At 61.9% G+C, this 26,289-nt stretch carries 22 protein-coding genes; 14 read left to right on the forward strand and 8 right to left on the reverse strand.

What is annotated here, in order from left to right; translation table 11 throughout:
* Positions 1-25 precede the first annotated feature (25 nt).
* From HX898_RS16305 to HX898_RS16335, 7 genes are all read left to right on the forward strand, one after another.
* On the forward strand, positions 26-2,134 hold the full coding sequence (locus HX898_RS16305; protein WP_180195092.1) for an alpha-amylase family protein: 2,109 nt from the start codon (positions 26-28) through the stop codon (positions 2,132-2,134).
* A gap of 104 nt (positions 2,135-2,238) precedes the next feature.
* Complete coding sequence (locus HX898_RS16310) at positions 2,239-3,225, forward strand: ABC transporter permease (RefSeq protein ID WP_072637375.1); 987 nt, start codon at positions 2,239-2,241, stop codon at positions 3,223-3,225.
* Positions 3,226-3,235: 10 nt separating this feature from the next.
* A complete protein-coding gene (locus HX898_RS16315; RefSeq protein ID WP_180195093.1) occupies positions 3,236-4,426 on the forward strand; it encodes an ABC transporter permease in 1,191 nt (396 codons plus the stop codon).
* A 10-nt stretch (positions 4,427-4,436) separates the two neighbouring features.
* Positions 4,437-6,146 carry an ABC transporter ATP-binding protein gene (locus HX898_RS16320; RefSeq protein ID WP_180195094.1) on the forward strand — a complete coding sequence of 570 codons (1,710 nt, stop codon included), beginning with the start codon at positions 4,437-4,439 and terminating at the stop codon, positions 6,144-6,146.
* Positions 6,147-6,156: 10 nt separating this feature from the next.
* The gene (otnI, locus tag HX898_RS16325) at positions 6,157-6,951 is read left to right on the forward strand and encodes a 2-oxo-tetronate isomerase (protein WP_180195095.1); all 795 of its coding nucleotides are present in this window, start codon (positions 6,157-6,159) and stop codon (positions 6,949-6,951) included.
* Complete coding sequence (locus tag HX898_RS16330) at positions 6,948-7,823, forward strand: 2-hydroxy-3-oxopropionate reductase (protein WP_138386767.1); 876 nt, start codon at positions 6,948-6,950, stop codon at positions 7,821-7,823. The genes otnI and HX898_RS16330 overlap by 4 nt, the downstream gene beginning before the upstream one ends.
* Before the next feature lie 108 nt (positions 7,824-7,931).
* The gene (locus tag HX898_RS16335; RefSeq protein ID WP_180195096.1) at positions 7,932-10,034 is read left to right on the forward strand and encodes a beta-galactosidase; all 2,103 of its coding nucleotides are present in this window, start codon (positions 7,932-7,934) and stop codon (positions 10,032-10,034) included.
* A 4-nt stretch (positions 10,035-10,038) separates the two neighbouring features.
* On the opposite strand, the gene HX898_RS16340 is transcribed toward HX898_RS16335, so the two are convergent.
* Positions 10,039-10,581: a hypothetical protein gene (locus HX898_RS16340; RefSeq protein WP_180195097.1), complete on the reverse strand. Its 543-nt coding sequence runs from the start codon at positions 10,579-10,581 to the stop codon at positions 10,039-10,041.
* 129 nt (positions 10,582-10,710) lie between these two features.
* Here HX898_RS16340 and HX898_RS16345 point away from each other — a divergent pair, with 129 nt between their 5' ends.
* Positions 10,711-11,184 (forward strand): cupin domain-containing protein, encoded by a 474-nt coding sequence (locus tag HX898_RS16345; RefSeq protein WP_180195098.1) that lies wholly within the window; start codon positions 10,711-10,713, stop codon positions 11,182-11,184.
* Between the two features lie 86 nt (positions 11,185-11,270).
* On the opposite strand, the gene HX898_RS16350 is transcribed toward HX898_RS16345, so the two are convergent.
* The 5 genes from HX898_RS16350 to HX898_RS16370 all read right to left on the reverse strand — a co-directional run bounded on the left by HX898_RS16350 (position 11,271) and on the right by HX898_RS16370 (position 17,357).
* Complete coding sequence (locus HX898_RS16350) at positions 11,271-12,380, reverse strand: sn-glycerol-3-phosphate import ATP-binding protein UgpC (RefSeq protein WP_064652204.1); 1,110 nt, start codon at positions 12,378-12,380, stop codon at positions 11,271-11,273.
* 12 nt (positions 12,381-12,392) lie between these two features.
* Complete coding sequence (locus HX898_RS16355; RefSeq protein WP_003562038.1) at positions 12,393-13,307, reverse strand: ABC transporter permease subunit; 915 nt, start codon at positions 13,305-13,307, stop codon at positions 12,393-12,395.
* 10 nt (positions 13,308-13,317) lie between these two features.
* On the reverse strand, positions 13,318-14,202 hold the full coding sequence (locus HX898_RS16360) for a sugar ABC transporter permease (RefSeq protein WP_072637366.1): 885 nt from the start codon (positions 14,200-14,202) through the stop codon (positions 13,318-13,320).
* 232 nt (positions 14,203-14,434) lie between these two features.
* Positions 14,435-15,790 (reverse strand): extracellular solute-binding protein, encoded by a 1,356-nt coding sequence (locus HX898_RS16365; protein ID WP_003542468.1) that lies wholly within the window; start codon positions 15,788-15,790, stop codon positions 14,435-14,437.
* 361 nt (positions 15,791-16,151) lie between these two features.
* Positions 16,152-17,357, reverse strand: a complete 1,206-nt coding sequence (locus HX898_RS16370; RefSeq protein WP_171598559.1) for an ROK family transcriptional regulator — start codon at positions 17,355-17,357, stop codon at positions 16,152-16,154.
* Positions 17,358-17,580: 223 nt separating this feature from the next.
* Between HX898_RS16370 and HX898_RS16375 the strand changes: the two genes are divergently transcribed.
* The 6 genes from HX898_RS16375 to ugpC all read left to right on the forward strand — a co-directional run bounded on the left by HX898_RS16375 (position 17,581) and on the right by ugpC (position 23,641).
* Complete coding sequence (locus tag HX898_RS16375) at positions 17,581-18,819, forward strand: extracellular solute-binding protein (RefSeq protein ID WP_180195099.1); 1,239 nt, start codon at positions 17,581-17,583, stop codon at positions 18,817-18,819.
* 73 nt (positions 18,820-18,892) lie between these two features.
* Positions 18,893-19,777 (forward strand): sugar ABC transporter permease, encoded by an 885-nt coding sequence (locus HX898_RS16380; RefSeq protein WP_180195100.1) that lies wholly within the window; start codon positions 18,893-18,895, stop codon positions 19,775-19,777.
* Entirely contained in the window at positions 19,777-20,622 is an 846-nt protein-coding gene (locus HX898_RS16385) for a carbohydrate ABC transporter permease (protein ID WP_180195101.1), read from the forward strand. The genes HX898_RS16380 and HX898_RS16385 overlap by 1 nt, the downstream gene beginning before the upstream one ends.
* Entirely contained in the window at positions 20,619-21,641 is a 1,023-nt protein-coding gene (locus HX898_RS16390; RefSeq protein ID WP_180195102.1) for an SIS domain-containing protein, read from the forward strand. The genes HX898_RS16385 and HX898_RS16390 overlap by 4 nt, the downstream gene beginning before the upstream one ends.
* Positions 21,642-22,571, forward strand: coding sequence for a PfkB family carbohydrate kinase (locus HX898_RS16395; RefSeq protein WP_180195103.1), 930 nt, complete (start codon positions 21,642-21,644; stop codon positions 22,569-22,571). It abuts the gene before it with no gap.
* Positions 22,568-23,641: a sn-glycerol-3-phosphate ABC transporter ATP-binding protein UgpC gene (ugpC, locus tag HX898_RS16400; protein ID WP_180195104.1), complete on the forward strand. Its 1,074-nt coding sequence runs from the start codon at positions 22,568-22,570 to the stop codon at positions 23,639-23,641. The genes HX898_RS16395 and ugpC overlap by 4 nt, the downstream gene beginning before the upstream one ends.
* 244 nt (positions 23,642-23,885) lie before the next feature.
* Here ugpC and HX898_RS16405 read toward each other — a convergent pair whose 3' ends face one another.
* Positions 23,886-24,713, reverse strand: a complete 828-nt coding sequence (locus tag HX898_RS16405) for a glycoside hydrolase family 16 protein (protein WP_138330151.1) — start codon at positions 24,711-24,713, stop codon at positions 23,886-23,888.
* 50 nt (positions 24,714-24,763) lie between these two features.
* A complete protein-coding gene (locus HX898_RS16410; protein WP_180195105.1) occupies positions 24,764-26,245 on the reverse strand; it encodes a lipopolysaccharide biosynthesis protein in 1,482 nt (493 codons plus the stop codon).
* Positions 26,246-26,289 lie beyond the last annotated feature (44 nt).

Consider the following 26,289-nt stretch of genomic DNA (forward strand, 5'->3'; position numbering starts at 1 on the left):
TTTTGCCAATGATTGGATGAAGACGATGCTCGATGCCAGAAAACAGAACACCCACACGCTGAGGACGGCGGACTGGTTCAAGACCGCGACCCGCTGGACCCAGCTGACCTTCGTGGAAGACGACCCGGAGAAATACGACCCGGCCTTCTGGATCGATGTCTTCAAACGCACAAAATCGAACGCGGTCTGCCTCAGTGCCGGCGGCTATATCGCCTATTATCCGAGCGAAGTGCCTTACCACTATGTGAGCAAATATCTCGGCGACAAGGATATCTTCGGCGCGCTCGTCGACGCCGCCCGCAAACTCGACATGCATGTCATGGCCCGCGTCGACCCGCATGCGATCCATGACGATGCCGCCAAAGCCCATCCGGAATGGGTGATGATCAACGCCGACGGCACGCCGCGCCGCCACTGGGCCTATCCCGATGTCTGGGTGACCAATGCCTATGGCGACTACAACAGCGTCTTCATGCCTGAGGTGGTCAAGGAGATCGTCCGCAAATACGATATCGATGCGGTCTTCGCCAATCGCTGGCAGGGCCACGGCGTCGATTATAGCGAAGACAGCGCCCGCCGCTTCAAGGACATGTCCGGCCACGCCCTGCCCGTAAAACCCGATGCCGAGGATCCCGCCTGGCAGGCCTGGGTACAATGGCGCCGCCGCGTGCTTACCGACATGATCGCCCAATGGGACGATGCCGTCAAAGCGATCCGCCCGCATGCGAGCTTCATTCCGAACATGGGCGGCGCGTCGCTGATGGAATTCGACCTCTCGGTCATCGCCAGGCACTGCCCCTTTCTCGTCGTCGACCATCAGGGCCGCAAGGGCCTCGAGCTCGGCTGGTCGGCTGGCCGCAACGGCAAGCGCATCCGCGCCACCTTCCCCGACCGCCCGGTCGTGCTGATCACCTCGATCGGCCCGGAGGAGGAATATCGCTGGAAGGATGCCGTCACCTCGGGTGAGGAGATGCAGCTCTGGATCAATGACGGCACCGCCCACGGCCTCTATGCCTGGTTCACCAAGTTCAACGGCGTCGTGCCCGACAAACGCTGGGTCGAGCCGGTGGCCGACGCATTCGCCCTGCAGGCAGCCGTGGAGCCGGTGCTGGAAAGCATGAAGCCGACCGCCGAAATCGCCGTCATCGATCCCTCGACGACGCTGCGCCACTGGGCGCCGGAAGAGCGGCATTCCGCCGAGAAGCACGATCTGGGTCTCTACCACGCCCTCGTTGAAGCCCGCCTGCCCTTCGAGCTGCTCTCTGACCAGGTGCTGACCGAGGAAAATCTCGACCGCTTCAAGCTGATCATTCTCGCCAACGCCTCCTGCCTTTCGGATGCGCAGAACGCGGCGATCCGCGCCTATGTCGATCGTGGCGGCAGCGTCATTGCCTCTTGTGAGACCTCGCTGCGTGACGAATTCGGCAAGAATCGTCCCGACTTCGGCCTGGCCGACGTGCTCGGCGCCAGATACGTCTCCGGCCCGCGCGGCATCGTCAAGAACACCTATGTCGCCCTTTCCGGCGATCACCCGATCAATCGGGGTTTCGACGGCGCCGAACGCATCATGGGCGGCACCCGCCTGATCCACGCCGAACCGTCGGCCGATGCGAAGACGCCCTTCCTCTACGTCCCCGACTTTCCCGATCTGCCGATGGAAGAGGTCTATCCGCGTGAAGACCCGAAAGGTGCTGCCGTCATCGCCCGCGAGACTGGCAAGGGTGGCCGCACGGTCTATATTCCCTGGAACATCGGCGAGATCTTCTGGGAGGTCTTTGCGGTCGACCACGTCCGTCTCATCGCCAACGCCGTCCATTGGGCACTCGGCAAGACGCCGCGCGTCACCGTCAAGGGCAAGGGCGTCGTCGATCTGGCGTTGCGCGAAAACGATGAGGGCCTGGCGCTCAGCCTCTTCAACCTTACCAATCCGATGATGATGAAAGGCCCGATCCGCGACAATTACCCTCTGGCAGCGCAGACCGTTTCGGTGGAGATTCCGGAGGGCCGATCGGTGGCGAAGGCCTGGCTCGTTGTTGCCGACCGCGCCGCAAGCTTCAGCTTCGGGAATGGCCGCGCGCAGGTGGAGGTGCCTGGTATCGATCGGCTGGAGGTCCTGCATCTCACCTGGAAATGAGATGACACGCGACGAAGGAGCGCTTTCGGCCTGGAGGGCCGAAGGCGGGTGAAGATCCGGGGGAAGCGCGTCACGGCGTTCCCGACGGGAGGAGAAACGTTTCGATGCTTGGCTATATCTTCAAGCGCGTGCTCTACATGATCCCGACCTTGTTTGGCATGTCGCTGATCTCGTTCCTGATCATCCAGCTGCCGCCGGGTGACTATTTGACCTCGATGATCGCCACCATGAGCGACAGCGGCCAGACCGTCGATCCCGCGCAGATCGAGCGGCTGAAGGAAATCTACGGCTTCGACGACCCCTTCTATGTCCAATACCTGAAATGGATCTGGGGCATCGTCAGCCGCGGCGACTTCGGCTACTCCTTCGAGTGGGGCCAGCCCGTCTCCGGGCTGATCTGGGGCCGCATGGGCTCGACGCTGGTGATCTCGCTCTTGAGCCTGCTCTTCGTCTGGATCGTGGCTTTGCCGATCGGCATCTATTCCGCCGTCCGCCGCCACTCCGTCGGCGATCATGTCTTCACCTTTCTCGGCTTCATCGGCCTTGCGGTGCCGAACTTCATCCTGGCGCTGACGCTGATGTACATCGCCTATAAATATCTCGGCCAGAGCGTCGGCGGGCTGATCTCGCCGGAATATGCCGAGGCGCCCTGGAGCCTCGCCAAGGTCGGCGATTTCCTCGCCCATCTCTGGATCCCGATCATCATCATTGGCGCATCGGGAACGGCAGCGATGATCCGCATCTTGCGCGCCAACCTGACCGACGAACTGCACAAGCCCTATGTCGTCACCGCCCGCGCCAAGGGACTGCCGGAATACAAGGTGATCCTCAAATATCCGGTCAGAATCGCGCTCAATCCCTTCGTCTCGGCGATCGGCTGGGTGCTGCCGCATCTCGTCTCCGGCGTGACGATCACCGCCATCGTGCTGAACCTTCCGACGGCCGGCCCGCTGCTTTTCCGCGCGCTGATCTCGCAGGACATGTATCTCGCCGGCAGTTTCATCCTGCTTTTGAGCGCGCTGACTCTCGTCGGCATGCTGCTGTCGGATCTGCTGCTGGCGCTGCTCGATCCGCGCATCCGGTTCAATTGAGGAAGACGGGATGAGCACGCACGAAACCTTCGGAAACCATGCTGGTCCGCTTCACACTGTTGCCGATGGCCCCTCGATCAGCCCGCTGAAACAGGGCAAGACCGTCTCGACCGCCGCGATCGGCCCCTGGCGGCTGGTCGCCGGCAAACTGGTCCGCCAGAAGGTGGCGATGGTGGCCGGCGGCATCATCCTCTTCCTCTACCTGGTCGGCCTCTTCGCCGAATTTCTGGCGCCGGCTTTGCCGATGACCTCGCGGCCGCAATATACCTATGCCCCGCCGCAGGGCTTCAGCTTCTTCGTCGAAAAACCGGACGGCAGCTCGGAATTCAATTTCCATGTGAAGGGCTACAAGGTTGAGATCGACAAGGTGGCGCTGCGCCGTACCTTCGTCGTCGACGACACCAAGGTCGTCCCGATCGGCTTCTTCGTCAAAGGTGCGGCCTACGATCTCTGGGGCCTGATCCCGATGAACCGCCACCTGATCGGCCCCCTCAACCAGAACGACCCGATGTACCTGCTCGGCGCCGATCGGCTCGGCCGCGACGTCTTCTCGCGCCTCGTCTACGGCACCCGCGTCTCCATGTCGATCGGCCTCGTCGGTGTCGCCATGTCGCTGATCCTTGGCGTCGTGCTCGGCTCGATCTCCGGCTTCTATGGCGGCTGGGTGGATACGCTGATCCAGCGCGTCATCGAGGTCGTCAGCGCCATGCCGACCATCCCGCTATGGCTCGGCCTGGCGGCGGCGATTCCGCTGACATGGTCGCCGGTCAATGTCTATTTCGTCATCACGATCATCGTCTCGCTGCTTGGCTGGACCAGCCTGGCGCGGGAGGTGCGCGGCCGGTTCCTGGCGCTGCGCAGTGAGGATTTCGTCGTTGCGGCCCGGCTCGATGGATCGAGCGAGGCGCGGCTGATCTTCCGCCATATCCTGCCGTCGCTGACCAGCCACATCCTTGCGGTCGTGACACTGGCCGTGCCGACCATGATCGTCGCCGAGACCTCGCTTTCCTTCCTCGGCATCGGTCTCAAGCCGCCGGTCGTCAGCTGGGGTGTGCTGCTGCAAGACGCCCAGAACATCCGCACCGTCGCCACCGCGCCGTGGCTCCTGATCTGGCCGTCGCTCGCGGTCGTCGTCGCCGTCCTGTCCTTCAATTTCTTCGGCGACGGCCTGCGCGATGCCGCCGACCCCTATGACAATTGAGGAGGAAACCATGACCGATCTTTCAGACGACATCGTTCTCTCCGTCGAAAACCTCTCGATCGATTTCAGGCTGCGCACCCACATCCTGCACGCCGTCGAAAATGTCAGCTTCGAGCTGAAACGCGGCCAGACGCTCTGCCTCGTCGGCGAAAGCGGCTCCGGTAAAAGCGTCACCGCCCGTTCGCTGCTGCAGATCGTCGACAGTCCCGGCAGCATCGTTTCCGGCCGCATCCTGCTTAACAATGGCGACGGGATCACCGATATCGCCGACTTGAAGCCGTCCGACCGGGCGATGCGCGCCATACGCGGCCGCCGCATCGGCCTGATCTTCCAGGAGCCGATGAGCTCTCTGTCGCCGGTGCACACCATTGGTTCGCAGATCATCGAGGCGGTGCGCCTGCACAGCAATCTCGACCAGCGCGCCGCCCGCGAAAGGACCGTCGAACTGCTGCGCCAGGTCGAAATTCCGAACCCGGACAAGATGGCCGACCGCTACACCTTCGAGTTCTCCGGCGGCATGCGCCAGCGCGCCATGATCGCCATGGCGCTTGCCGGCAATCCCGATATTCTCATCGCCGACGAACCGACGACGGCGCTCGACGTCACCACCCAGGCCGAAATCCTTGACCTGATCAAGCGGTTGCAGGTCGAACGCGGCATGGCCATGCTGCTCATCACCCATGACATGGGGATCGTCGCCGAAGTGGCCGATGATGTCGCCGTCATGCGCTTCGGCCGCATCGTCGAGCGCGGCCCGGTGGATGCGATCTACCATGCCGCCGAGCATCCCTATACCCGGCAGTTGCTGGCCTCGACGGTCAAGCTGACCCACCATGTCGAAGGCCGGCTGCCCGCCGTGGCACTATCGCCGGAGGCGCCGCAGCCGATCCTGTCCGTCCGCAACCTTGGCAAGATCTACGGCTGGCACGGCAAATCAAACACGCTGCGCGCCGTCGACGACGCCAGCTTCGATCTTTATCCCGGCGAAAACCTCGGCATCGTCGGCGAAAGCGGCTCCGGCAAGACGACGCTCGGCCGGCTCATCCTGCGCACCGTCGAGCCGACATCGGGCAGCATCAGCTATCGCGGCAAGAACGGTAGCGAGATCGACGTCACGAAACTCACCAAGCGCGAACTCCGCACCTTCCACCGCGAAGTCCGCCTGGTCTTCCAGGACCCTTTCGCCTCGCTCAATCCGCGCATGACCGTCAAGGAAGTGATCGGCGATCCGCTTGTTGTCAACGGGCTGGCCAAGGGCAAAGCACTGGAGGACCGCGTCGCCGAACTGATGCGCCTGGTCGGCCTCGACCCGATGGGCATGGAGCGTTATCCGCATGCCTTCTCCGGCGGCCAGCGCCAGCGCATCGGCATCGCCCGCGCGCTTGCGCTCGATCCGCGCATCATCATCGCCGACGAGGCAACGTCGGCACTCGACGTCTCGATCCGCAGCCAGATCCTCGACCTGCTACTCGATATCCGTCAACGACTGAACCTGAGCTTCATCTTCATCTCCCACGACATTTCGGTCGTGCGTTATTTCTGCGATCGCGTCGCCGTCATGCATCGCGGCAAAATCGTCGAACTTGGCGAGGCCGAACAGATCTGCACCGCTCCCGAGGAGGCCTATACCAAGAGCCTCATATCAGCCGTTCCCAATCCCGACCCCCGCGACAAGCGCATGCTGCACCGGCATCGTTTCGTCGCGCCTGCCAATATCTAAGGACGATCCCGTGCCGAAATTTTCCGCCAACCTTTCCTTCCTCTACCAGGACCTGCCCTTTCTCGACCGCTTCACGGCAGCCGCAAAGGACGGCTTCGGCGCCCTCGAATATCTCGGCCCCTATGCCGAGCCCAAGGAGAAGGTCGCCGAGACGTTGAAAGCGAGTGGCCTGAAACAGGCGCTCTTCAACGTGCCATCAGGCGACTGGGCCGGCGGCGAGCGCGGCATTGCCTGCCTGCCGGACCGCGTAGAGGAGTTCCGCAACGGGGTCGCGCAGGCGCTCGACTATGCCGCAGCGCTCGATTGCCCACAGGTGAATGTCATCTCCGGGCTGGTGCCGAAGGGTGCGGACCTCCAAACGCTGGAAACGGTGCTGGTCGACAATCTGAAATATGCTGCAAAGCGTTGTGCCGACGTCGGCGTCAAGCTGCTGGTCGAGCCGATCAACCTGCGCGATATTCCCGGCTTCTTCCTGTCGACCACCGCTGATGCCGAACGCATTCTCGACCGGGTCGGCTCGGACAATCTCTACATCCAGTATGATTTCTACCACATGCAGCTCATGCAGGGCGACCTGATCCCCACCTTCATCCGGCTGAAGGAGAAGATCGCCCATGTCCAGATCGCCGACAATCCCGGCCGCAACGAACCCGGCACCGGCGAGATCAATTACGGCTTCATCCTCTCCGAGCTCGACCGCCTCGGCTACGACGGCTGGGTCGGCTGCGAGTACAAGCCGAAATCCGGCACCAGCGAAGGCCTCGGCTGGATGAAACCCTATCTGAAGACAGCGAGGACAGCATGAACATCGGATTTATCGGACTGGGCGTCATGGGCCGCCCGATGGCGGAACACCTGATCGACGCCGGCCACACGCTGCATCTGAACCGCGTGAAGGAAACCTCGCAGCATCTTGTCGACAAGGGCGGCAAAGCCGCCGCCAGCGCAAGGGCGGTGGCGCACGCTTCCGACATCGTCATCCTGATGCTGCCGGATACACCAGATGTCGAGGCGGTGCTGTTCGGCGAAGACGGCGTCGCCTCCGGCCTTTCCCAGGGCAAGCTGGTTATCGACATGAGCTCGATCTCGCCGGTCGCCACCAAGACTTTCGCCAAACGCATCGAGGCGCTCGGCTGCGATTATCTCGATGCTCCCGTTTCCGGCGGTGAGGTCGGCGCCAAGGCCGCCTCGCTGACGATCATGGTCGGAGGCAAGGAGCAGGTTTTCGAACGCGCCAAGCCGCTCTTCGAAAAGATGGGCAAGAACATCACCCATGTCGGCGGCAGCGGCGACGGGCAGACCGCCAAGGTCGCCAACCAGATCATCGTCGGCCTGACGATCGAGGCGGTTGCCGAAGCGCTGCTCTTTGCAAGGAAGGCCGGCGCCGATCCAGCCAAGGTGCGCGCAGCACTGATGGGCGGCTTTGCCGCTTCGCGCATCCTCGAAGTGCATGGCGAGCGCATGGTCAAGGAGACCTTCGAGCCCGGCTTCCGCATCCGCCTGCACCGCAAGGACATGACGCTTGCCGTCGATGCCGCCCGCGCGCTCGATCTGTCGCTGCCGAACACGGCCGCCACGCAACAGTTGATGAATGCCGCGATCGCCAATGGCGACGGCGAACGCGACCATTCCGCCCTCATCCGCACCCTGGAACTCCTCGCCGGAGGACCGCGCTAGATCAACGCTTTTTTAGAATAGCCGGACGCCACTTCGATTGCCGACTGCCGGAGCCTACTTTCCGGACGGCGAAGCCATGTCCGGACATCGATAGAGAAGGACAGGACAATGCTCAACAAAGATATCCAACTGCCCTACGGTGCCGTCTATTTCCGCAAGTCGAACCCACCCCGCGAAGACTGGGAGCGCGACTACACGACCGCCGGGCAAGACGGCCTCAACATCTTCCGCCACTGGTTCATGTGGAGCGCGATCGAAACCGCCCCCGGCGTCTACGACTGGGAGGAATATGACCGTCAGATGGACCTTGCCGCCGCAAACGGCATCAAGACCGTTATCGCCGAGCTTATCCATGCCGTGCCCGACTGGGCGGTGCGCAAATACGCTCATGCATTGCAGGTCAATGCCGACGGCACCAAACTCGGTTCCTATATGGGTGTGTCGTCGGCGACCGGCGGCTTCTCCAACAATGGTGGCGGCGCCGGCGCCCTGACGCTGAACTGCCCCGAAGTGAAGGAAGCCGCGGGCAAGTTCCTGACCGCGCTCGCCACCCGCTACAAGGATCATCCGGCGATCTATGGCTACGACGTCTGGAACGAGTGCAACTATTCCGCCGATGTCGATTACAGCCCCTATGCCAAGGCTGCCTTTCGCAAATGGCTGGAAAGGAAATACGGCAGCCTGAAGGTTCTGGCCAAGGCCTGGTACCGCTACAGCTATGCCGAATGGGACGATATCGAGCCGCCGGTGCACATGGCGCCCTATCCCGAATGCATCGACTGGCTGCAGTTCAAACGCGACAATTTCTATGATCAGATGCAATGGCGCATCGACACGATCCGCGCCGTCGACCAGAAGAACACCATCGTTGCCCACGGCATATCCGGCGCAATTCCCAACATGGCGGCCAACGGCTGCGACGACTGGCTCGCCGCCTCCAAGGTCGAGGTTTACGGCTTCACCTGGATCCAGGCCCGCAAGGGCTCGGAAGCCTGGAAGAACTGGTACGGCGTCGACATCAACCGCGCCGCCGCCCGCGGCAAACCCTTCTGGCATGCCGAACGCCAGGGTGGCCCGCTCTGGCTGCAGCCGCAGGTGATCGGCCGCGACAAGGAAGATGGCCGCGTCGCCGAGCCCGAGGATATCCGGCTCTGGAGCATGACCTCGCTTGCCGGCGGCGCCCGCGGCGTGATCAATCTGCGCTGGCGCCCGCTGCTCGATGGCCCGCTCTTCGGTGCTTTCGGCTCCTACGGCATGGACGGCTCGCGCACGCCGCGCTCGGACATGGCAAGCGCCATGGCGAAATGGGCAAATGACAAGGCCCAGGCTCCCCTCTGGGAGGCAAAGCCCGTGCGCGGCGAGGTCGGCATCCTCGTCGTCCGCGAAACCCAGGAATTCGATTACCTCCTGAACCACGACCGCAAGGAGAAACCCTATCCCGAAGCCATGTGGGGGGCCTATCGTGCCTTCCTCGAAAATGGCATGCAGCCGGACTGGGTGCATATCGACGATATCGCGGCCTATGATTTCCTCTATTTCCCCTATCCGATCATGTTCACATCGGAACAGGCGAAGCGCCTGAAAGCCTGGGTCGAAAACGGCGGCACGCTGATTGCCGAGGCATGCCCCGGCTACTTCGGCGATCTCGGCCATGTCGGCGCCGTGCAGCCGAACATGGGCCTCGACGAGGTCTTCGGCGCGCGCGAGGAGGAAGTCGAATTCATGCCCGATATCGGCGACCGCATCCATTTCGATCTGGATGGTGCAGCCGTCGACGGCGGCGGCTTCCTGCAATCCTACCGCCTGGCCGGCGGAACCGGGCGCGGCCATTTCACCGACGGCCGTCTTGCCGTCGTCGAAAACACCTATGGCAAAGGCCGCACGCTGCTGATCGGCACCAATCCCTCCGTTGCCTATTATCGCACGCAGGGGAAGGCGAACGGCGCCTTCTTCGCGGAGCTATTGAGATGGAGTGGGGAGAAGCGCCATGTGACGCTATCGAATGCCGCACTCTTCGCCCGTATCCACGAGGGAGAAAAGGGCAGCTTCCTCTGGCTCGTCAATCCGACGAGAACGGCGCAGAAGACCGAGGTGACGCTCGCCCGAGGAGCACTTGCGCAAAGCCAAGCAGTCTGGCCGATCGACCATATCGGCAATAGTGGCATCGAGGTGCCGCCGCGCGATGTGCTGATCCTGCCGCTCGATAGCTGAAACTTCAGGATGCGGATGAACTGGCGCCTTCGGCAAAGGCTTCAAGCTCGGGGTCGAAATCGACCTCGACGACATTGTTGAAGACGGCAGTGGCAAGCATGATGCCGGCGAAGGCGACGAGATCGACGAGCACCTTGGTCTCGTAGCGCTGTTTCAGCTTCGCCCAGAGTTCGGCGGGAACAGCGTTGGAATCGGCGACGATGGCCTTGCCGAAGGCGTCGAGCAGCGCTTCCTCGTCTGAAAGCTCCAGCGCATCGGGATTGAAACCCTTGTTGATCAACGCCCGGCGAAAGAAGGTGATGGCGATCTTCGATTTCGCCGCCTTCGAGATCGCATGCGAGAAAATCCAGATCGCCCGGTCGTTGATCGCGGGATCGAGTTCGGCGCGCAGCGTGAACCACTCGGCATAGATGCGGTGAGCCGCCGGCGAGTGCAGCAGTGTCCGCTTCATGTTGGTCATCCGGCCGCGCAGCCTGACTTCCTCGTCATGCGCCGCACGAACCTCTTCCGAAGCGGTGTCATAGTCGATTTGCGAGAGGTGGCTCATCGGGTCCGTTCTTTCCTTTGTGCGCAGAAGCTATCGGGCCGAGACGTTATGCGGCTGCGCAGCGGCAAATCCGCTTGGCCGCCGCCCGGCTCAAGCCTAGACTGATCAAATCGAAGCTGGAGGCAAGGCATGAGCGACGATCACGAGCATCACCACGTCGACTGGCGGGAACATGGCGTCAAGGTCATCCCCGGTAATTCGCTCGATCCGAACACCGCGCAGACGCCGGGCATGAACCGCGCGGCCGCGATCAACAACGCGCGCGCCGGCGCCGAAAAGATCTGGGCCGGTACGGTGACGATCCATGCCAACGCCAAGACCGGCGCCCATCACCATGGCGATCTCGAAAGCATCATCTACGTGGTCAAGGGCAAGGCCCGCATGCGCTGGGGCGAGCATCTGGAATATACCGCGGAGGCTGGCCCAGGCGACTTCATCTATGTTCCGCCCTATGTGCCGCATCAGGAAATCAACGCCAGCCGCGACGAGACGCTGGAATGCGTTCTCGTCCGCTCAGGCCAGGAACCGGTCGTCGTCAACCTCGACATCGAGCCGGTCGAAAAGCCGGAGGACGTCGCGTGGATCGACCCGATCCATCGTTAGAGCAATTCACCTTCGCGCAAGCGGCTGACATCCTCAGCCGCCGAACGCTCTGCCAAGATCATCGCAAAGGATCGTCGCAGACCGCTTTAGGCGTGGACGGCGCCTGCGCTGTTCATAACGGGGTTCTCGATGATCCGGCCGGTATCGGCGGCATAAAGGTGGATCTGGTCGTAATCGATCGCGATGCCGATCGGATCCCCCGACTTCACCTTCACGGCCTCAGTCAGCGCCACGGCAAAGGGCAACCCGTCGAAATCGGCGTGGACGATGCGGCTTGCGCCGAGCTCTTCGATGAAATCGGCCGTTGCGACAAGGGCACCGGGCGCATCCGGGGCCACCAGCCGGGCGGCCTCGGCGCGCATGCCGAGCACGACGCGTTTGCCTTTCAGCGGTGCGGCGCGCTCGCGCGGCAGCGCGACCTTGCGGCTTTGATCGTAGACGAAGACGCCCTCGTCATTGATCGTGCCCTCGAGCAGGTTCATCGCCGGCGTGCCGACGAAGCCCGCGACGAAGCGCGAGACCGGATGATGATAGACCTCTTCGGGCGTGCCGACCTGCTCCACCCTGCCGCCGTTCATCACCACCAGCCGGTCGGCCAGCGTCATCGCTTCGGTCTGGTCATGCGTGACGAAGATCGAAGTGGCGCCAAGGCGGCGGTGCAGGCGGCGGATTTCGGCGCGCATGGCAATGCGCAGCTTGGCGTCGAGGTTCGACAACGGCTCGTCGAAGAGAAACACCTTCGGTTCGCGGATCATCGCGCGGCCCATGGCGACGCGCTGGCGCTGACCGCCGGAAAGAGCGGCGGGCCGGCGTTCGAGGAAGGGTTCGAGGCTGAGCGCCTTGGCGACCTCGCCGATACGCCGCTGACGCTCCGCCTTCGAGACGCCGGCCACCTTCAATGCGTAGCCGATATTCTCGGCAACGCTCATATGCGGATAGAGCGCATAGTTCTGGAACACCATGGCGCAACCGCGCTCGCGCGGCTCCAGCTGGTTGACGACGCGGCCGTCAATGGCGATTTCACCGCCGGTGATTTCCTCGAGGCCGGCGATCATGCGCAGCAGCGTGGACTTGCCGCAGCCGGACGGGCCGAGGATGACGATGAACTCGCCCGACTGAATGTCGAGATCGACGCCGTGAACGACGGGGGTCTTGCCGTAGTTTTTCTTCACGCCACGAATGGAGATCGGTGCCAAGGGAGTACTCCTTCACTTCTCGGTGGAGATAAGGCCGCGTACGAACCAGCGCTGCATCAGAATGACGAGGATCAATGGCGGCGACATGATGATCAGGGTTCCGGCCATGGCAACGTTCCAGTCGGGCAGGCCGAATTCGGACGGGATGAGGGTCTTGAGCTGCGTCACGGCGATGCCGAAATTCGGATCGGTGGTGATCAGCAGCGGCCAGAGATACTGGTTCCAGGCCCAGACGAACATGATGGTGAAGAGCGCGATCATATTTGGCCGCGAAAGCGGCAGCAGAATGTCCCAGAAGAACCGGACCGGACCCGATCCGTCCATCTTCGAGGCCTCGGCAAGCTCGTCCGGAACCGTCAGGTAGAACTGCCGGTATAGAAAGGTGCCGGTCGCGGTTGCGACCAGCGGCAGAACGAGACCGGGATAGGAATTCAGCAGACCCCATTCGAGCTTGATCTGGAAGCCGGTGATCTGCGCAACGAGCCAGCTTATGCCAGTGACGTCGAGGATCGTCTGGAAAGGCTGCAGCGCGTTGGCCGCAATCGAATAGGTCGGCACGATGCGGACTTCCAGCGGCAGCATCAGCGTGATGAAGATGATCCAGAAAATCACATACCGGCCACGGAAGCGGAAGTAGACGATCGAGAAGGCTGCCATGGAAGACAGCATGACCTTGCCGGCGCCGACGGTTGCGGCGAAGATGATGCTGTGGAACAGCTTGTTGCCGAGATCGGCGCGAACCCAGGCGGTCTCAGCGTTTTCCCAGAAATGCGAGCCTGGCATCAGCGGCAGCGGCACGCGATTGACCGTCTCCAGATCAAGCGTCGAGGCGATGATGACGATGGCGAAAGGCAGAAGCGCGATCACCATGCCGAGCGCGAGAAGCGTATAGCAGATGAAGTTGAATATCGGCGTGCGTTCGATCATGTCCGCGACCTCACTTGTAGTGCACGCGCCGCTCGATGAAGCGGAACTGGAAGATGGTGAGAAGAACAACGAGCACCATCAGGATGATGGACTGCGCTGCAGCGCCCGAATAGTCGAGACCTCTGAAGCCGTCGAAATAGATCTTGTAGACCATGAGTTCGGTGGCGCGCGCCGGGCCGCCCTGCGTCATGACGTCGACGATACCGAAGGAATCCTGGAAGCTCTCGGTGATGTTGATGACGAGCAGGAAGAACAGCGTCGGTGTCAGCAGCGGCAGCTGGATATCCCAGATACGGCGCATCGGCCCCGAGCCGTCCATGGCGGCGGCCTCGATCAGCGAGCGCGGAATACCTTGCAGCGCCGAGAGAAAGAAGATGAAGTTGTAGCCGATATATTTCCAGGAGAAGGCGACGATGACCGCGATCATCGCGTCCTTGCCGTCGAGTGCCGGGTTCCAGAGGCCGGGCCAGACATGGTTGATGACGGATAGAAGGCCGGCTTCCGGCGCCAGGATGAAGCGGAAGGCGAGGCCGAGAGCGGGAGCGGCAATCGCGTAAGGCCAGATGAAGACCGACCGGTAGACTTTGTGGCCACGCAGCTCACGATCCGTCAAAAGCGCCAGGATCAGCGCTAGACCCATGGCAATGGCCGTCGAGCTGAAGCCGAAGATCATGCTGCGGGTGATCGAGTCCCAATAAACAGGATCGGTGAGCAGCTGTCTGAAATTGTCGAAACCGACCCAGGCATTACCGCCGCCCCATGGCTGCTCGAGCGTGAACGCCCAATACAGCGCCTGCGCGCTCGGCCAGTAGAAGAAGACGAAGATCAGCAACAGCATCGGAAATGCGAAGAGCAGTCCGATCGTCGTCGAGGAGAAAGTGACGCGCTTTTCCATGAGTGGCCGTTTTCGTCCTGGTTTGGTTTAAAGCATGTCGCGCAAAACTGTGCAGCAGTTTTGCTGTAGCGACATGCGTAAAAATATAGATCTAAAGCGCCAGGAGCGAACCTGAAAGATTGCGGCGCGCTTTAGGCGCGGGCGGCGAGCTCGCATCCGCGGCCGACTAAAGAACTTACAAAAACGCACCCGGCGCGCAAAACGCGGGCCGGGTGCAGCTCATATCAGCCGATCAGGGGAGCTGAACGTTCTTGTAGGTCTGCTGGAAGCGGCGCAGGAGCGTATTGCCGCGTTCGGCAGCACTGTCGAGCGAAGCCTGGACATCGGCATTGTTGACGAAGATTGCCTGCAGACCATTGGCGATTTCGGTGCGGACCTGCAGCAAGCCACCGAGGCGGATGCCCTGCGGAGCCGCGTCGCCAGCCGGCGAAGCGGTCAGGCTCTGAATGGCGAGTTCGCGGCCGGCATAAGGCGCCTTGCCGTAGAAGCCCTGCTTATTCAGATATTCGAAACCGGAGTTGCGAACCGGGATGTAGCCGGTAACGGTCGACCAGGTAAGAGCTTCTTCCGGCTTTGCGATGAAGTTGAAGAAGGCGGCAGCAGCCTTGTATTCGGCATCGGAGTGACCCTGCAGAACCCAGAGCGAAGCGCCGCCGACATAAGAGCTGTGACGGGTTGCGTCGCCGTAGGTCGGCAGCATGGCAACGTCCCAGTTCATGCCTTGCTTGGCGGTGCGGCCAACGTTGCCGTGGTCGCCGACGGAGGTCAGTATGACCTGGCAATCGCCAGCGGCAAAGGCTTCGACGAAGGTCTGGCCGACAGCCTTGTTCTTGATGACGACCAGCTTGTCGTCGTACCAGGACTTGAGGTCCTTGATGTAGCTGACGAGAAGCGGGTTCTTGTTGAACACCAGCTCGGCGTCGAGACCTTCAAAGCCGTTCTTTTTCGTGGCGATCGCTTCGCCGTTGACGGCTTCGAACTGCTCGATGTACTGCCAGACTTCGTTGTTGGAGATGTCAAAGCCGAGCGGGCAAGCATAGCCTGCATCCTTCAGAGCCTTGAGGTCTTCGCCTGCTTCCTTCCAGGTCGCCGGAGCATGATCCTTGCCGATCTTGGCGAAGGCGTCCTTGTTCCAGTAGAGAAGAGCGGTCGAGGAGTTGAAGGGGAAGGAGTACATCTCGCCCTTCGATGTCGCGTAGTAGCCGGAGATACCGGAGAAGTAGTCCTTCCAGTCGACGGTGTAGCCCATGTCGGTCATCAGCTTGTTGGCCGGGTAGTAAGCGCCGGAGAGCATGATGTCGAGGGTGCCAGCGTCGGAGACCTGGGCGATGGTCGGCTGCTTGCCGGCGCGGAAGGCAGCAATGGTGTTCTGCAGGGACGCGTCGTAGCTGCCCTGGCTGGTGCAGACGACTTCGTAGTCGGCCTGCGACTGGTTGAAGCGATCGCACTGCTCCTGGACACGCTTTGCGATGTCACCGGAATTGCCGAACCAGAAGTCAATCTTGGTCTTATCGGCGGCGGCAGCGGGACCAGCAAGAAACGCTGTAGCGAGAAGGGCGCCAACGGCGCCGAGAAGCTTGGCTTGCATGAGAACCTCGAACGTAAAAGGACGCGCACTTTCAGCGCACGCCCTATTAGCTGGTTCAAATTGCCGCCGCCAATGAATATTACATGACATGAAATGTTCCAATTCTAGTTGTCACAAAACAGTCATACAATCATTATTCGCAACATTTCGAGAAATATTTAGAGGAACTTAGCCGGCATCTCAAATGTATTTGAAATACTATATATCTACATTAAAACAAACGCAATTTTGGAAGGCGTTTAATGTTTAATTATATTGGAAAAAAGCGCCGTTATTCGTGCGTCCAGCTGGAACGAAACTTGCAAAAACAGCCGCATTTTGCCGTTGCACTGCTGTGCAACGCTCGGTTTCAGCCTCAAAATCAAAGGGAATCCTTCAAAATTGCAGCAAAACGCGGATCGAATGCACGGCTGATCGGTCCCGCGGCAGCCCCGAGCGCCACAGACCAGGGATCGGCCATGCCGGGCTGCAGGCGCGGCAGCGTCCGGCCACGACGTTCGGCGATCGAAGGCAGCAACGGGCCGATTGCCGCAATCAACCTGTTCACCAGCGCTTCCGGCGCGCTGCCGCAGAGGATCACCGTCTGCGGATCGAACAGCGTCTCGATGAGATGGATGCTCCAGCGCAGGTCCACAGCGGCCGCCTCGACCCAGACGTCGATGCTTTGATCGCCTCTCAGGGCAAGATCGTTGATATGTGCGTGCAGATGAGGATCGGCGGGATCGACCGATAGATGCTGATAGAGCGAGGCGAGCGAGGCGCGATGTTCAAGCGGCGTCGATTTGCCGTCGGCAAACAGCAGCGCCATGCCGATCTCGCCGGCATTGCCGTTGGTGCCGCGGTAGAGTTCGCCGTTCAGAATGAGGCCGGCGCCGATGCCATAGCCGACAAAGAGGCAGACGGCATGGTCGAGGCCATGGGCAGCCCCCACCATGCGCTCGGCGGTCGCTGCCGCCGCCGCATCGTTCTGCAGGCCGACATCGAGCCCGGTGCCGGCGGTCAGCGTTTCCAACAACGGAAATTTCTGCCAGGCCTCCATCATCCACGGATCATCGCCGCTGCCGGCAACTCCGAAAGGCCCGGGCATGGCGGCGCCGAGGCCGACCAGCCGCTTTTCCGACTGCTGGACGATCCCGGCGAGCTTTGAGCGTATGCCGGCGACGAGGTCGAGAATGACCTTCGTCCCGTTCAACGGACCTCCGGGCGGGAGGCCGGCCTCATCACGCACGAGAACGCTGCCGACGAGATCGACGGCGACCGCCCGCGTCACATGCCGGTCGATCTGCAGGCCGATCGCAAAGGCGCCTTCGGGCACGAGACGATAGGGTGTCGATGGCTGCCCCCTGCCCCTCCTCACCGCCTCTTGCGAACTGACGAGACCGTCGCGCTCGAGTTCATCGATGATATTGGACACTGTCTGCTTGGTCAGCCGCGTCGCCCGCGCCAGATCGGCGCGGGAAAGCGCACCGTTGACCCTGAGGGCATCGATCATCACGCGCCGGTTATGCGCGCTGGTGCCTTCGTGATTGGTGCCGCTCTTGGCCCGGATCGGGCGGCTGTCATTCATGTGCAATTCCCTCTTGACTCCAATAGAATGTTGAAGAAGTAATAAGTCAAGACACTTGACTTAATAAGGAACCGGAGAGTTCCAGGGAACGCAGGAGCCGGGCACCGGCTCTGACGACGCTCCGAGACAACAAACCGGCACGCTTTTCGCGCGTGCCCTCTCGAACACCGATGGCGGAAGACCGCCCTCGGCAATGCGTAAATGTCAAAAACTGGAGGCTGCAATGCTGAAATCCTTTAACAAGACGCTTCTGGGTGCGGCCTTGATCGGCGCATCCTTTGCTCCGCACGCTTTCGCCGAAACGACGCTGAACGCGCTGTTCATGGCGCAGGCCGCCTATAGCGAGGCCGATGTGCGCGCCATGACCGGCGCCTTCGCCAAGGCGAACCCCGATATCAAGGTCAATCTCGAATTCGTTCCCTATGAAGGCCTGCACGACAAGACGGTGCTGGCGCAGGGTTCCGGCGGCGGTTACGACGTCGTCCTCTTCGACGTCATCTGGCCGGCCGAATACGCCACCAACAAGGTGCTGGTCGACGTCACCTCTCGCGTCACCGACGAGATGAAGAAGGGCGTGCTGCCGGGTGCCTGGACCACCGTGCAGTATGACGGCAAATATTACGGCATGCCGTGGATCCTCGACACCAAATATCTGTTCTATAACAAGGAAATCCTCGAAAAGGCCGGCATCAAGGCTCCGCCCAAGACCTGGGACGAACTGACCGAGCAGGCAAAGACGATCAAGGACAAGGGCCTTCTCGCCACGCCGATCGCCTGGAGCTGGTCGCAGGCCGAAGCCGCGATCTGCGACTACACCACACTCGTCAGCGCCTATGGCGGCGATTTCCTCAAGGACGGCAAGCCGGCCTTCCAGACCGGCGGCGGCCTCGATGCGCTGAAATACATGGTTTCCAGCTATTCCTCGGGTCTGACGAACCCCAACTCCAAGGAATTCCTGGAAGAGGACGTCCGCAAGGTCTTCGAAAACGGCGATGCCGCCTTCGCGCTGAACTGGACCTACATGTACAACATGGCCAACAATCCGAAGGACAGCAAGGTCGCGGGCAAGGTCGGCGTCGTGCCGGCGCCGGGCATTACCGGCAAGAGCGAGGCTTCGGCCGTCAACGGCTCGATGGGCCTCGGCATCACCTCGGCCAGCCAGCATCCTGATGAGGCCTGGAAATACATCACCTTCATGACCTCGCAGGCGACGCAGAATGCCTATGCCAAGCTTAGCCTGCCGATCTGGGCGTCGTCCTATGAGGACCCTGATGTCACCAAGGGCCAGGAAGAGTTGATCTCCGCCGCCAAGATCGGCCTTGCTGCGATGTATCCGCGTCCGACGACGCCGAAATATCAGGAACTCTCGACCGCGCTGCAGCAGGCGATCCAGGAATCGCTGCTCGGCCAGTCCTCTCCCGAGGACGCGCTGAAGTCCGCCGCCGAAAATAGCGGCCTCTGATCAAGCATGAAGACCCGGGCGGCGCCTGCCGTCGCCCGGTCTCCAAAACCTATAATGAAGAAGGGTCGCCTCGATGTCGGGCACTTGGCTGACAACCCGCGCGTGGCTTTTGATGCTGCCGCTTCTCGTGGTCATGATCTCAGTCATTGGCTGGCCTCTGATCGATACCGTCGGCCTCTCCTTCACCGATGCCAAGCTCGTCGGCACGGAAGGAAACTTCGTCGGCATCGACAATTACGTGAAGATGATCTCCGGCTCGAATTTCCAGCGCACGCTGATCACCACCGCGTGGTTCGCGATCGTCTCGGTCGCCGCCGAAATGGTGATCGGCGTGCTGGCAGCCCTGCTGCTGAACCAGCAGTTTCGCGGCCGCACCGCGCTTCGCGCCCTGATGATCCTGCCCTGGGCGCTGCCGACCGTCGTCAACGCCACGCTCTGGCGGCTGATCTACAATCCGGAATACGGCGCACTGAACGCCGCGTTGACCCAGCTCGGTCTGCTGGAGGCCTACCGCTCCTGGCTCGGCGAACCGGGCACGGCGCTGGCGGCCCTCATCGTCGCCGATTGCTGGAAGAATTTCCCGCTTGTTGCGCTGATCGCGCTGGCCGCACTCCAGGCCGTGCCGCGCGACATCACCGCCGCCTCGCTGGTCGACGGCGCCGGCGCTTTCGCCCGCTTCCGCTTCGTCATCCTGCCCTATCTGGCCGGTCCATTGATGGTGGCCCTGGTGCTGCGCACGATCGAAGCCTTCAAGGTGTTCGACATCATCTGGGTCATGACCCGCGGCGGCCCGGCCAACAGCACGCGCACGCTGTCGATCCTCGTCTATCAGGAAGCCTTCTCCTTCCAGCGGGCAGGCTCCGGCGCCTCGCTGGCATTGATCGTCACACTCCTGGTGACGCTGCTGGCTGCCGGCTACGCTGCCCTGGTGCGCAAGACGGCCGGGAGCGCTGCCTGATGGAACGCCAGAGCCCGCTTTTTTCCGCCTTCATCCACCTCTGCGCGCTGCTGCTTGCCGCCGTCATCCTGGCGCCGATCCTGTGGCTGTTTATCATGAGCATCTCGCCGGCCTCCGACCTTGCGGCAAAGCCGCTGCGCTGGTGGCCGCAGACGGCGGATTTCTCGCGCTACGGCGTGCTGCTCTCGACGCTCGAAAACAGCGCCGGCGCCGCCTTCACCTCGTCGCTGCGCAATAGCATCGAAGTCGCGGGCATGGCGACGATCGCCGCCATCGCGTTGGCCATTCCCGCGGGCTGGGCAGTATCACGCACGCCGTCGGTCGGCTGGTCGCTGTCGATGGTGATCGCCACCTACATGCTGCCGCCGGTGGCGCTCGCCGTGCCGCTCTATATGGGGCTTTCCCATCTCGGCATGCTGAACAACGTCTTCGGCCTCGCCCTCGTCTATCTCACCATCCTTGCACCTTTCACCACCTGGCTGATGAAATCCGGCTTCGATTCCATCCCGCGCGAGATCGAATCCGCCGCGATGATCGACGGCGCCGGCCTGTTCCAGACACTCAGGATCATCACGCTGCCGCTGGCCGCCCCCGTGGTGGCGACGTCAAGTCTCTTTGCCTTCCTGCTTGCCTGGGATGAATTCTTCTATGCGCTGCTCTTCACGTCGGACCAGCGCGCCAAGACGCTGACCGTCGCCATTGCCGATCTCGCCGGCGGCCGCGTTTCCGATTACGGACTGATCGCGACGGCAGGCGTGCTCGCCGCCCTGCCCCCAGTGCTGATCGGTCTCGTCATGCAACGCGCCCTGATTTCGGGGCTCACCAGCGGCGGCGTCAAGGGATGAACATGACAGAAGAAAGAAACCGGCCGGCCGGACTTGCCGCGATCGACCGCGAAATGGCGCGCCAGCATGCCGATGCCATCAGCTCCTATGAAGCGGCCCAGCCGATGGCGGCGAGGGCCGCTGCTTCGCTGAAAAAGACCGGCAGGCTGCTGCTCATCGGCATGGGCGGCTCGCATGCCGTCAACCGCGCCGTCGAGCCGCTCTACCGGGCCCTCGGCGTCGATGCCGTCGCCTTGCCGCTGTCCGAACAGCTCGGCCAGCCGCTGCCGATCGCCGGCAGGACGATCTTCGTCACCTCGCAATCCGGCGAAAGCGCCGAGGTCGTGCGTTGGTTCAACGAGACCGGCGGCACGGAGGAGACTTTCGGCCTGACACTCGAAGGCAATTCATTCCTCGCAAGAACCGCTCCGTCGCTGGTGGGCAGCGGCGGCACCGAGCTTGCCTTCGCCGCGACCCGCAGCCTGACGGTGACTTTCGCCCTGCATCTGGCGATCCTTTCCGCCCTCGGCGAAGATCCTGACACCGCACTTGCCGCCCTCAAGGCGCCGGAAGATCATGACATCGCCGCCACTCTCTCGGCGCTCGAAAACGTCGCGACCATTGTCACGTCAGGCCGCCGGCTGCAGGGTATCGCCGAGGCGCTCGCGCTCGGATTGACCGAGCTGTCGCGCCGTCCCTGCTTCTCGCTCGAAGGCGGCCAGCTGCGCCACGGTCCGATGGAAATGCTGGGGCCGGAAATCGGCGTCGTGCTGTTCCGCGGCATGGACGAAACCGCCGACCTGGTGACGGCAATGGCGACATCCGCCGTCGAGACCGGCGCCCCGGTCATCCTGTTCGACGCATCCGGGCAAGCGCCGGTCGCCGGCGCGGTGACGATCCGTTTTGCGCCTGCAACCGGTCTTGCCGCGATCTTCGCCATGCTGCCGGTCGCCCAGCGGCTGATGATCGCCTTTGCCGATGCCCGCGTGGAGAATGCCGGAACGCCGGTTCGATCCACCAAAATCACCCGGAGCGAATGAATGCGGCCGCTTGCAGTCATCGGCAACGTCAATGTCGACCTGATCCTTGGCCCGGCCGCCCCCTGGCCAAAGGCCGGGACGGAAATCATCGTCGACCATGACGAGTTGCGCGTCGGCGGAGCCGCCGGCAACAGCGCGCTCGCCTGGCAAGCGCTCGGCGTCGAATTCGAGATCGCCGCCAATATCGGCGGTGATCAGTTCGGCCGCTGGCTGAGCGAAGCCTTCGGCCACCGTTCCGACAAGTGGCCGGTACGTCCTGAGAAAACGACGCTCTCCGTCGGCATCACCCATCCGGACGGCGAGCGCACCTTCTTCACGACGAGGGGCCACCTGCCGCGTTTCAGCCTGGCAGATGTCTTCGCGGTCCTCGACGGCGCACGCCTCGCCGGCGGTTACACCCTTCTCTGCGGCTCGTTCCTGACCGACGATTTGACGGCGGAATATGACGCCTTCTTCGATTGGACCGACAGCCATGACATCATCGTCGCGCTCGACACCGGCTGGCCGCTCGACGGCTGGACGGACGAGAATTGCGCAGCGACGCGCGCCTGGCTCTCCCGCTGCGGCATCGCGCTTCTGAACGAAGTCGAATCGACGACGCTTGCCGGCATCGCCGATCCGATCGAGGCCGCGCGTCACATCAGGTCGCATATGCCGGCGGGTGCGATTGTCGTCGTCAAACGCGGCCCGGACGGCGCTCTCGCGATCGGGCCGGACGGCAGCTTGGTTTCGGTGGCAGCGCCCGTTGTCGAAGTCGTCGATACGATCGGCGCCGGCGATGTCTTCAACGCCGCCTTTCTCGCCGCGCTCGCAAGCGGTGAGCCGCTGGTTTCCTGCCTGATGGCGGGAACCGAGGTTGCCTCGCGCGCCATATCGACTCTTCCCCGCAACTATGGCGGCCCGACATCTCTTCAGGAGCCCGTGCGATGAGCGCGCTCGAAATTCAAAACATCCGCAAGACCTATGGCGACGTCGAGACGCTGAAAGGCATCGACATCTCGTTGGAAAGCGGCGAGTTCCTGGTGCTGCTCGGCTCCTCCGGCTGCGGCAAGTCCACGCTGCTGAACATCATCGCCGGCCTTGCCGAGGCGAAGAGCGGCGATGTCAGGATCGGCGGCCGCTCGGTACTCGGCGTGCATCCGAAGGACCGCGACATCGCCATGGTCTTTCAATCCTACGCGCTTTATCCCAATCTGACGGTGCACCGGAACATCGGCTTCGGCCTGGAAATGCGCAAGGTGCCGGCGCAGGAGCGCGACAGGGCCGTACACGATGCTGCCAAGCTCCTGCAGATCGAAAACCTCCTCGACCGCAAGCCGAGCCAGCTTTCCGGCGGTCAGCGCCAGCGCGTCGCGATCGGTCGCGCGCTGGTGCGCAAACCTGAGGTATTCCTCTTCGACGAACCGCTCTCCAATCTTGACGCCAAGCTGCGCATGGAGATGCGCACCGAGATCAAGCGGCTGCATCAGATGCTGAAGACCACGGTCGTCTATGTCACCCATGACCAGATCGAGGCGATGACCCTTGCAAGCCGCATCGCCGTCATGCGCGACGGCCGCATCGAGCAGTTGGGCACGCCGGAGGAGATCTACAACCATCCGGCGACGCTCTATGTCGCGACCTTTGTCGGCGCGCCGCCGATGAACCTGCTGAAGGCGACGGCGCGCGACGGTGGCCTGGCGCTTTCAGGCTCCGATGCGATCCTGCCCCTGCCCGCCCGTTTCCGCCAGGCGGCCGGCAATGGCCGCGACCTTATCCTGGGCATCCGTCCCGAGGCGCTTCGCACGGACGGCACAGGGCTGTCGATTGAGGCAACCCTTGAGGTCGCAGAGCTGACCGGCCCGGAACTCGTCGTCACCGCCCTTGCCGGAAATCAGCGCCTGATGGCCTGTCTGCCGCCACGCACACCGATCCGCGACAACGAGAAGCTCACCCTCTTTTTCGACGAGGAAGCAATGCATCTCTTCGACCCGGAAACCGGTCTCAGCTGCGGCCGTTAGAGCATGATGCCGAAAAGTGTGATCGGTTTTCGGACGACATCATGCTCTCACTATATAATGTAGAACAGGATTCAGATTTTAGGCCGACCCGGCCTAAAATCATCCTGTTCTAGAGCATGTCGCGCAAAAGTGTGCAGCGGTTTTGCGACAACGACATGCGTAAAAACAAGGACCTAAAGCGCGAGGAGCGAATCTGAAAGATCGCGACGCGCTTTAGCGACGGAACGCTATCCCCGACAGTTGTTCAATTCGCCGCGTCAGTAGGCTTCCGCTGGTAGACGTGAATATAGTCGACGAGCAGAATGGAAGGATTCGGCGTTTCATCGATCGGCCAACCCGAGCCGAGTGCCAGGTTCACCAGCGGATAGAACGGCATGTGGAATTCCTTCGGCGTGTCGAAGCTCCAGATGAACTGACGGTCGAAGTAGAAGCTCGTCTTGTCGGCTTGGATATCGACGCCGTAGGTGTGATATTCGCTGTTCAGAATTCCGTCCTGGACGGTTTGCCAATGGCCGCCGGTCGTGTTCTGGCCGCCTTGGCTCTGACGCCAGATATGAAAGCCCATGCTGAATTCGTAGGGTGCGCGCCCATAATATTCCAGGACGTCGATCTCGGCGGTGTATTTCGAGCGGTCGAGCCCGATAAGCCAGAAGGCTGGCCAGACGCCCTTGCCCGGCGGCAGCTTCATCCGTGCTTCGAAATAACCGAATTGCTGCGAGAATCCTTCGCCTTTCGGGTTCACCGACGACAGCAGGCCCGAGCGCCAAGTTCCATCGGCCTCCTTGCGCGCTTCGATCTTCAGAATTCCCTGATCGGTGGTAAATGGAAAGCCGGGGGCCGGGTCTGTGAAACGGGCGTCACCGAAATCGCCGTTCCAGGGCGTATGGGCGATCCAGCGGGAGCTTTTCTCTCCCCAGGCCGAGACGTCGAGACTGTCGAAACTCTCCTCGAACGTGAGCTGGTAGGCATTGATATTGAGTGGTTCCTGAGCCACGCTGGGTTGGCCTGGCAACGCCCCCAGACCAAGAACGATAAGCAAACCCAGAGCCTTAGAAGATATCCCGTAACGCATTCTGCTCCTCCGAAAACGCCAAACCAATCGTTGGGCTGCACTTGTCTCGATCATGAGATGAGAACTCCGTTTCGTCGCGGCATGAGCCTTTGGACGACGATGGTCTCGATGCCGTCGGGCCTTCCGACAACCTGCCACACGAGCAGCGCGACGGCCCAGAAGATCGCCACTGCCGCCCCGCCGCAAAGCGCCAGGCTGACGATCAGGTTGATGCCGACAGGCATGGCAGCGAGCATCGGCTCCATCCACAGCAGGAAAGCGATCATCGGCACGCTCGCGGCCAGAGGCCTTAAAAAGGCGTGCAACTGAGCGGCAAACGTCGCGCCGATCAGCCGCCGCGTGATGATCAGCGATGCGGCATAGGCGACAAGCACCGCCACGATCCGCGCGCCCAGTGCTCCTGCTACCTGAAAATAGACAATGCCCAGGATAGTGACCGGAACCCTGACGGCGAACTCGGCAAACATCCGGAGAGCGAGATAACGGGTTTTGTTCAGGACCATAGCCAATGGCGGCATCATGTTCGTCGGAAGACCGAGCAGACTGCCGATGCACAACCACTGCAGAATCGGCGCGGCGGATGCCCATTTCTCGCCGACGATGATCCGCACGGCCGGCTCGGCAAGCAAAGCGAGCGCGATGAGGATGGGCGCTGCCACGAAGGTGATCGCGTTCGTCGCCTTCAGATAGGCAGCGATCAGATTACGACGGTCATCGACGGTCGAGAATGCCGCCATCAGCGGACGCAACAATGGCCCGACGAAGGTCTGGTATGGAATACCCGCGATATTGTCGGCGACGCTGAAGGCGCCGAAAGTCGACAAGCCCGTAAAGCGCGGCAAAAGCAGCCGGTCCAGTTGCCAGTTGATCGAACTCAGCACCTGCGAGACGGTGTTCCAGCTGATCATGTCCTGAAAGTGTTTCCACTCGGATAGGCTGAACCTCGGTCGCATCGGCGCAAAGACATAGGAGGTAATCGCCGCGGCGGTCGGGCCCGCAACCGCGCCGATCGCCAGTCCCCAATAGCTGCCGGTCGCAACCGCCACCCCGACACCGAACAGCAGTGTCGACCCCTTGGTGATGAGATCGAGTGCGAATTCGCGTTTGAAATCGAACCGCTGCATGAACAGAACCATGCGCGGGCTGATCACACTGCGCATGGCAGGCGCAATCGAGAGCACGGCGACGAGAGAGAAAAGCCGGGAATCGTCATAGATCAAAGCCATCGGCCAGGAGATGATCATCATCAGCATGCTGATGGCCACGCCTCGAAGCAGGCTGAGGGTAAGGGCGGTGGCAAACATATCGTCCGAGGGCGACGGTTGGCGCATCAGGGCCTGCGTCAGCGGCAGGTCCAGGATTGTCTCGACGATGATCAGAACCGAGGTCGCGATGGCGACAAGGCCGAAATCCGCCGGGCTCAAAAGCCTTGCGAGGATCAGGAGGCTGACGAAATCGAGCAGTCGCGCCAGAAACTTTCCGCTGATGGTCCAGATACTCGCCGTCGCCGTCCTCTGAGATACGCTTGACATGATCTATTTTCTATTCCTCGTCGACAGTTTCGGTCGCAGCGGCA

The organism is Rhizobium sp. WYCCWR 11128, from assembly GCF_013416305.1.
Lineage (GTDB): Bacteria > Pseudomonadota > Alphaproteobacteria > Rhizobiales > Rhizobiaceae > Rhizobium > Rhizobium indicum.

Excerpts from the sequence above, each read along its gene's own strand:
- HX898_RS16385 (WP_180195101.1), top strand. The coding sequence starts at position 19,777 with ATGGAACGCCAGAGCCCGCTTTTTTCCGCCTTCATCCACCTCTGCGCG.
- HX898_RS16315 (WP_180195093.1), top strand. The coding sequence starts at position 3,236 with ATGAGCACGCACGAAACCTTCGGAAACCATGCTGGTCCGCTTCACACT.
- HX898_RS16405 (WP_138330151.1), bottom strand. The coding sequence starts at position 24,713 with ATGCGTTACGGGATATCTTCTAAGGCTCTGGGTTTGCTTATCGTTCTT.
- HX898_RS16310 (WP_072637375.1), top strand. The coding sequence starts at position 2,239 with ATGCTTGGCTATATCTTCAAGCGCGTGCTCTACATGATCCCGACCTTG.
- HX898_RS16410 (WP_180195105.1), bottom strand. The coding sequence starts at position 26,245 with ATGTCAAGCGTATCTCAGAGGACGGCGACGGCGAGTATCTGGACCATC.
- HX898_RS16340 (WP_180195097.1), bottom strand. The coding sequence starts at position 10,581 with ATGAGCCACCTCTCGCAAATCGACTATGACACCGCTTCGGAAGAGGTT.
- HX898_RS16380 (WP_180195100.1), top strand. The coding sequence starts at position 18,893 with ATGTCGGGCACTTGGCTGACAACCCGCGCGTGGCTTTTGATGCTGCCG.
- HX898_RS16345 (WP_180195098.1), top strand. The coding sequence starts at position 10,711 with ATGAGCGACGATCACGAGCATCACCACGTCGACTGGCGGGAACATGGC.
- HX898_RS16390 (WP_180195102.1), top strand. The coding sequence starts at position 20,619 with ATGAACATGACAGAAGAAAGAAACCGGCCGGCCGGACTTGCCGCGATC.
- HX898_RS16320 (WP_180195094.1), top strand. The coding sequence starts at position 4,437 with ATGACCGATCTTTCAGACGACATCGTTCTCTCCGTCGAAAACCTCTCG.
- ugpC (WP_180195104.1), top strand. The coding sequence starts at position 22,568 with ATGAGCGCGCTCGAAATTCAAAACATCCGCAAGACCTATGGCGACGTC.
- HX898_RS16330 (WP_138386767.1), top strand. The coding sequence starts at position 6,948 with ATGAACATCGGATTTATCGGACTGGGCGTCATGGGCCGCCCGATGGCG.
- HX898_RS16360 (WP_072637366.1), bottom strand. The coding sequence starts at position 14,202 with ATGGAAAAGCGCGTCACTTTCTCCTCGACGACGATCGGACTGCTCTTC.
- HX898_RS16355 (WP_003562038.1), bottom strand. The coding sequence starts at position 13,307 with ATGATCGAACGCACGCCGATATTCAACTTCATCTGCTATACGCTTCTC.
- HX898_RS16335 (WP_180195096.1), top strand. The coding sequence starts at position 7,932 with ATGCTCAACAAAGATATCCAACTGCCCTACGGTGCCGTCTATTTCCGC.
- HX898_RS16375 (WP_180195099.1), top strand. The coding sequence starts at position 17,581 with ATGCTGAAATCCTTTAACAAGACGCTTCTGGGTGCGGCCTTGATCGGC.
- HX898_RS16365 (WP_003542468.1), bottom strand. The coding sequence starts at position 15,790 with ATGCAAGCCAAGCTTCTCGGCGCCGTTGGCGCCCTTCTCGCTACAGCG.
- HX898_RS16395 (WP_180195103.1), top strand. The coding sequence starts at position 21,642 with ATGCGGCCGCTTGCAGTCATCGGCAACGTCAATGTCGACCTGATCCTT.
- HX898_RS16305 (WP_180195092.1), top strand. The coding sequence starts at position 26 with ATGCTCGATGCCAGAAAACAGAACACCCACACGCTGAGGACGGCGGAC.
- HX898_RS16370 (WP_171598559.1), bottom strand. The coding sequence starts at position 17,357 with ATGAATGACAGCCGCCCGATCCGGGCCAAGAGCGGCACCAATCACGAA.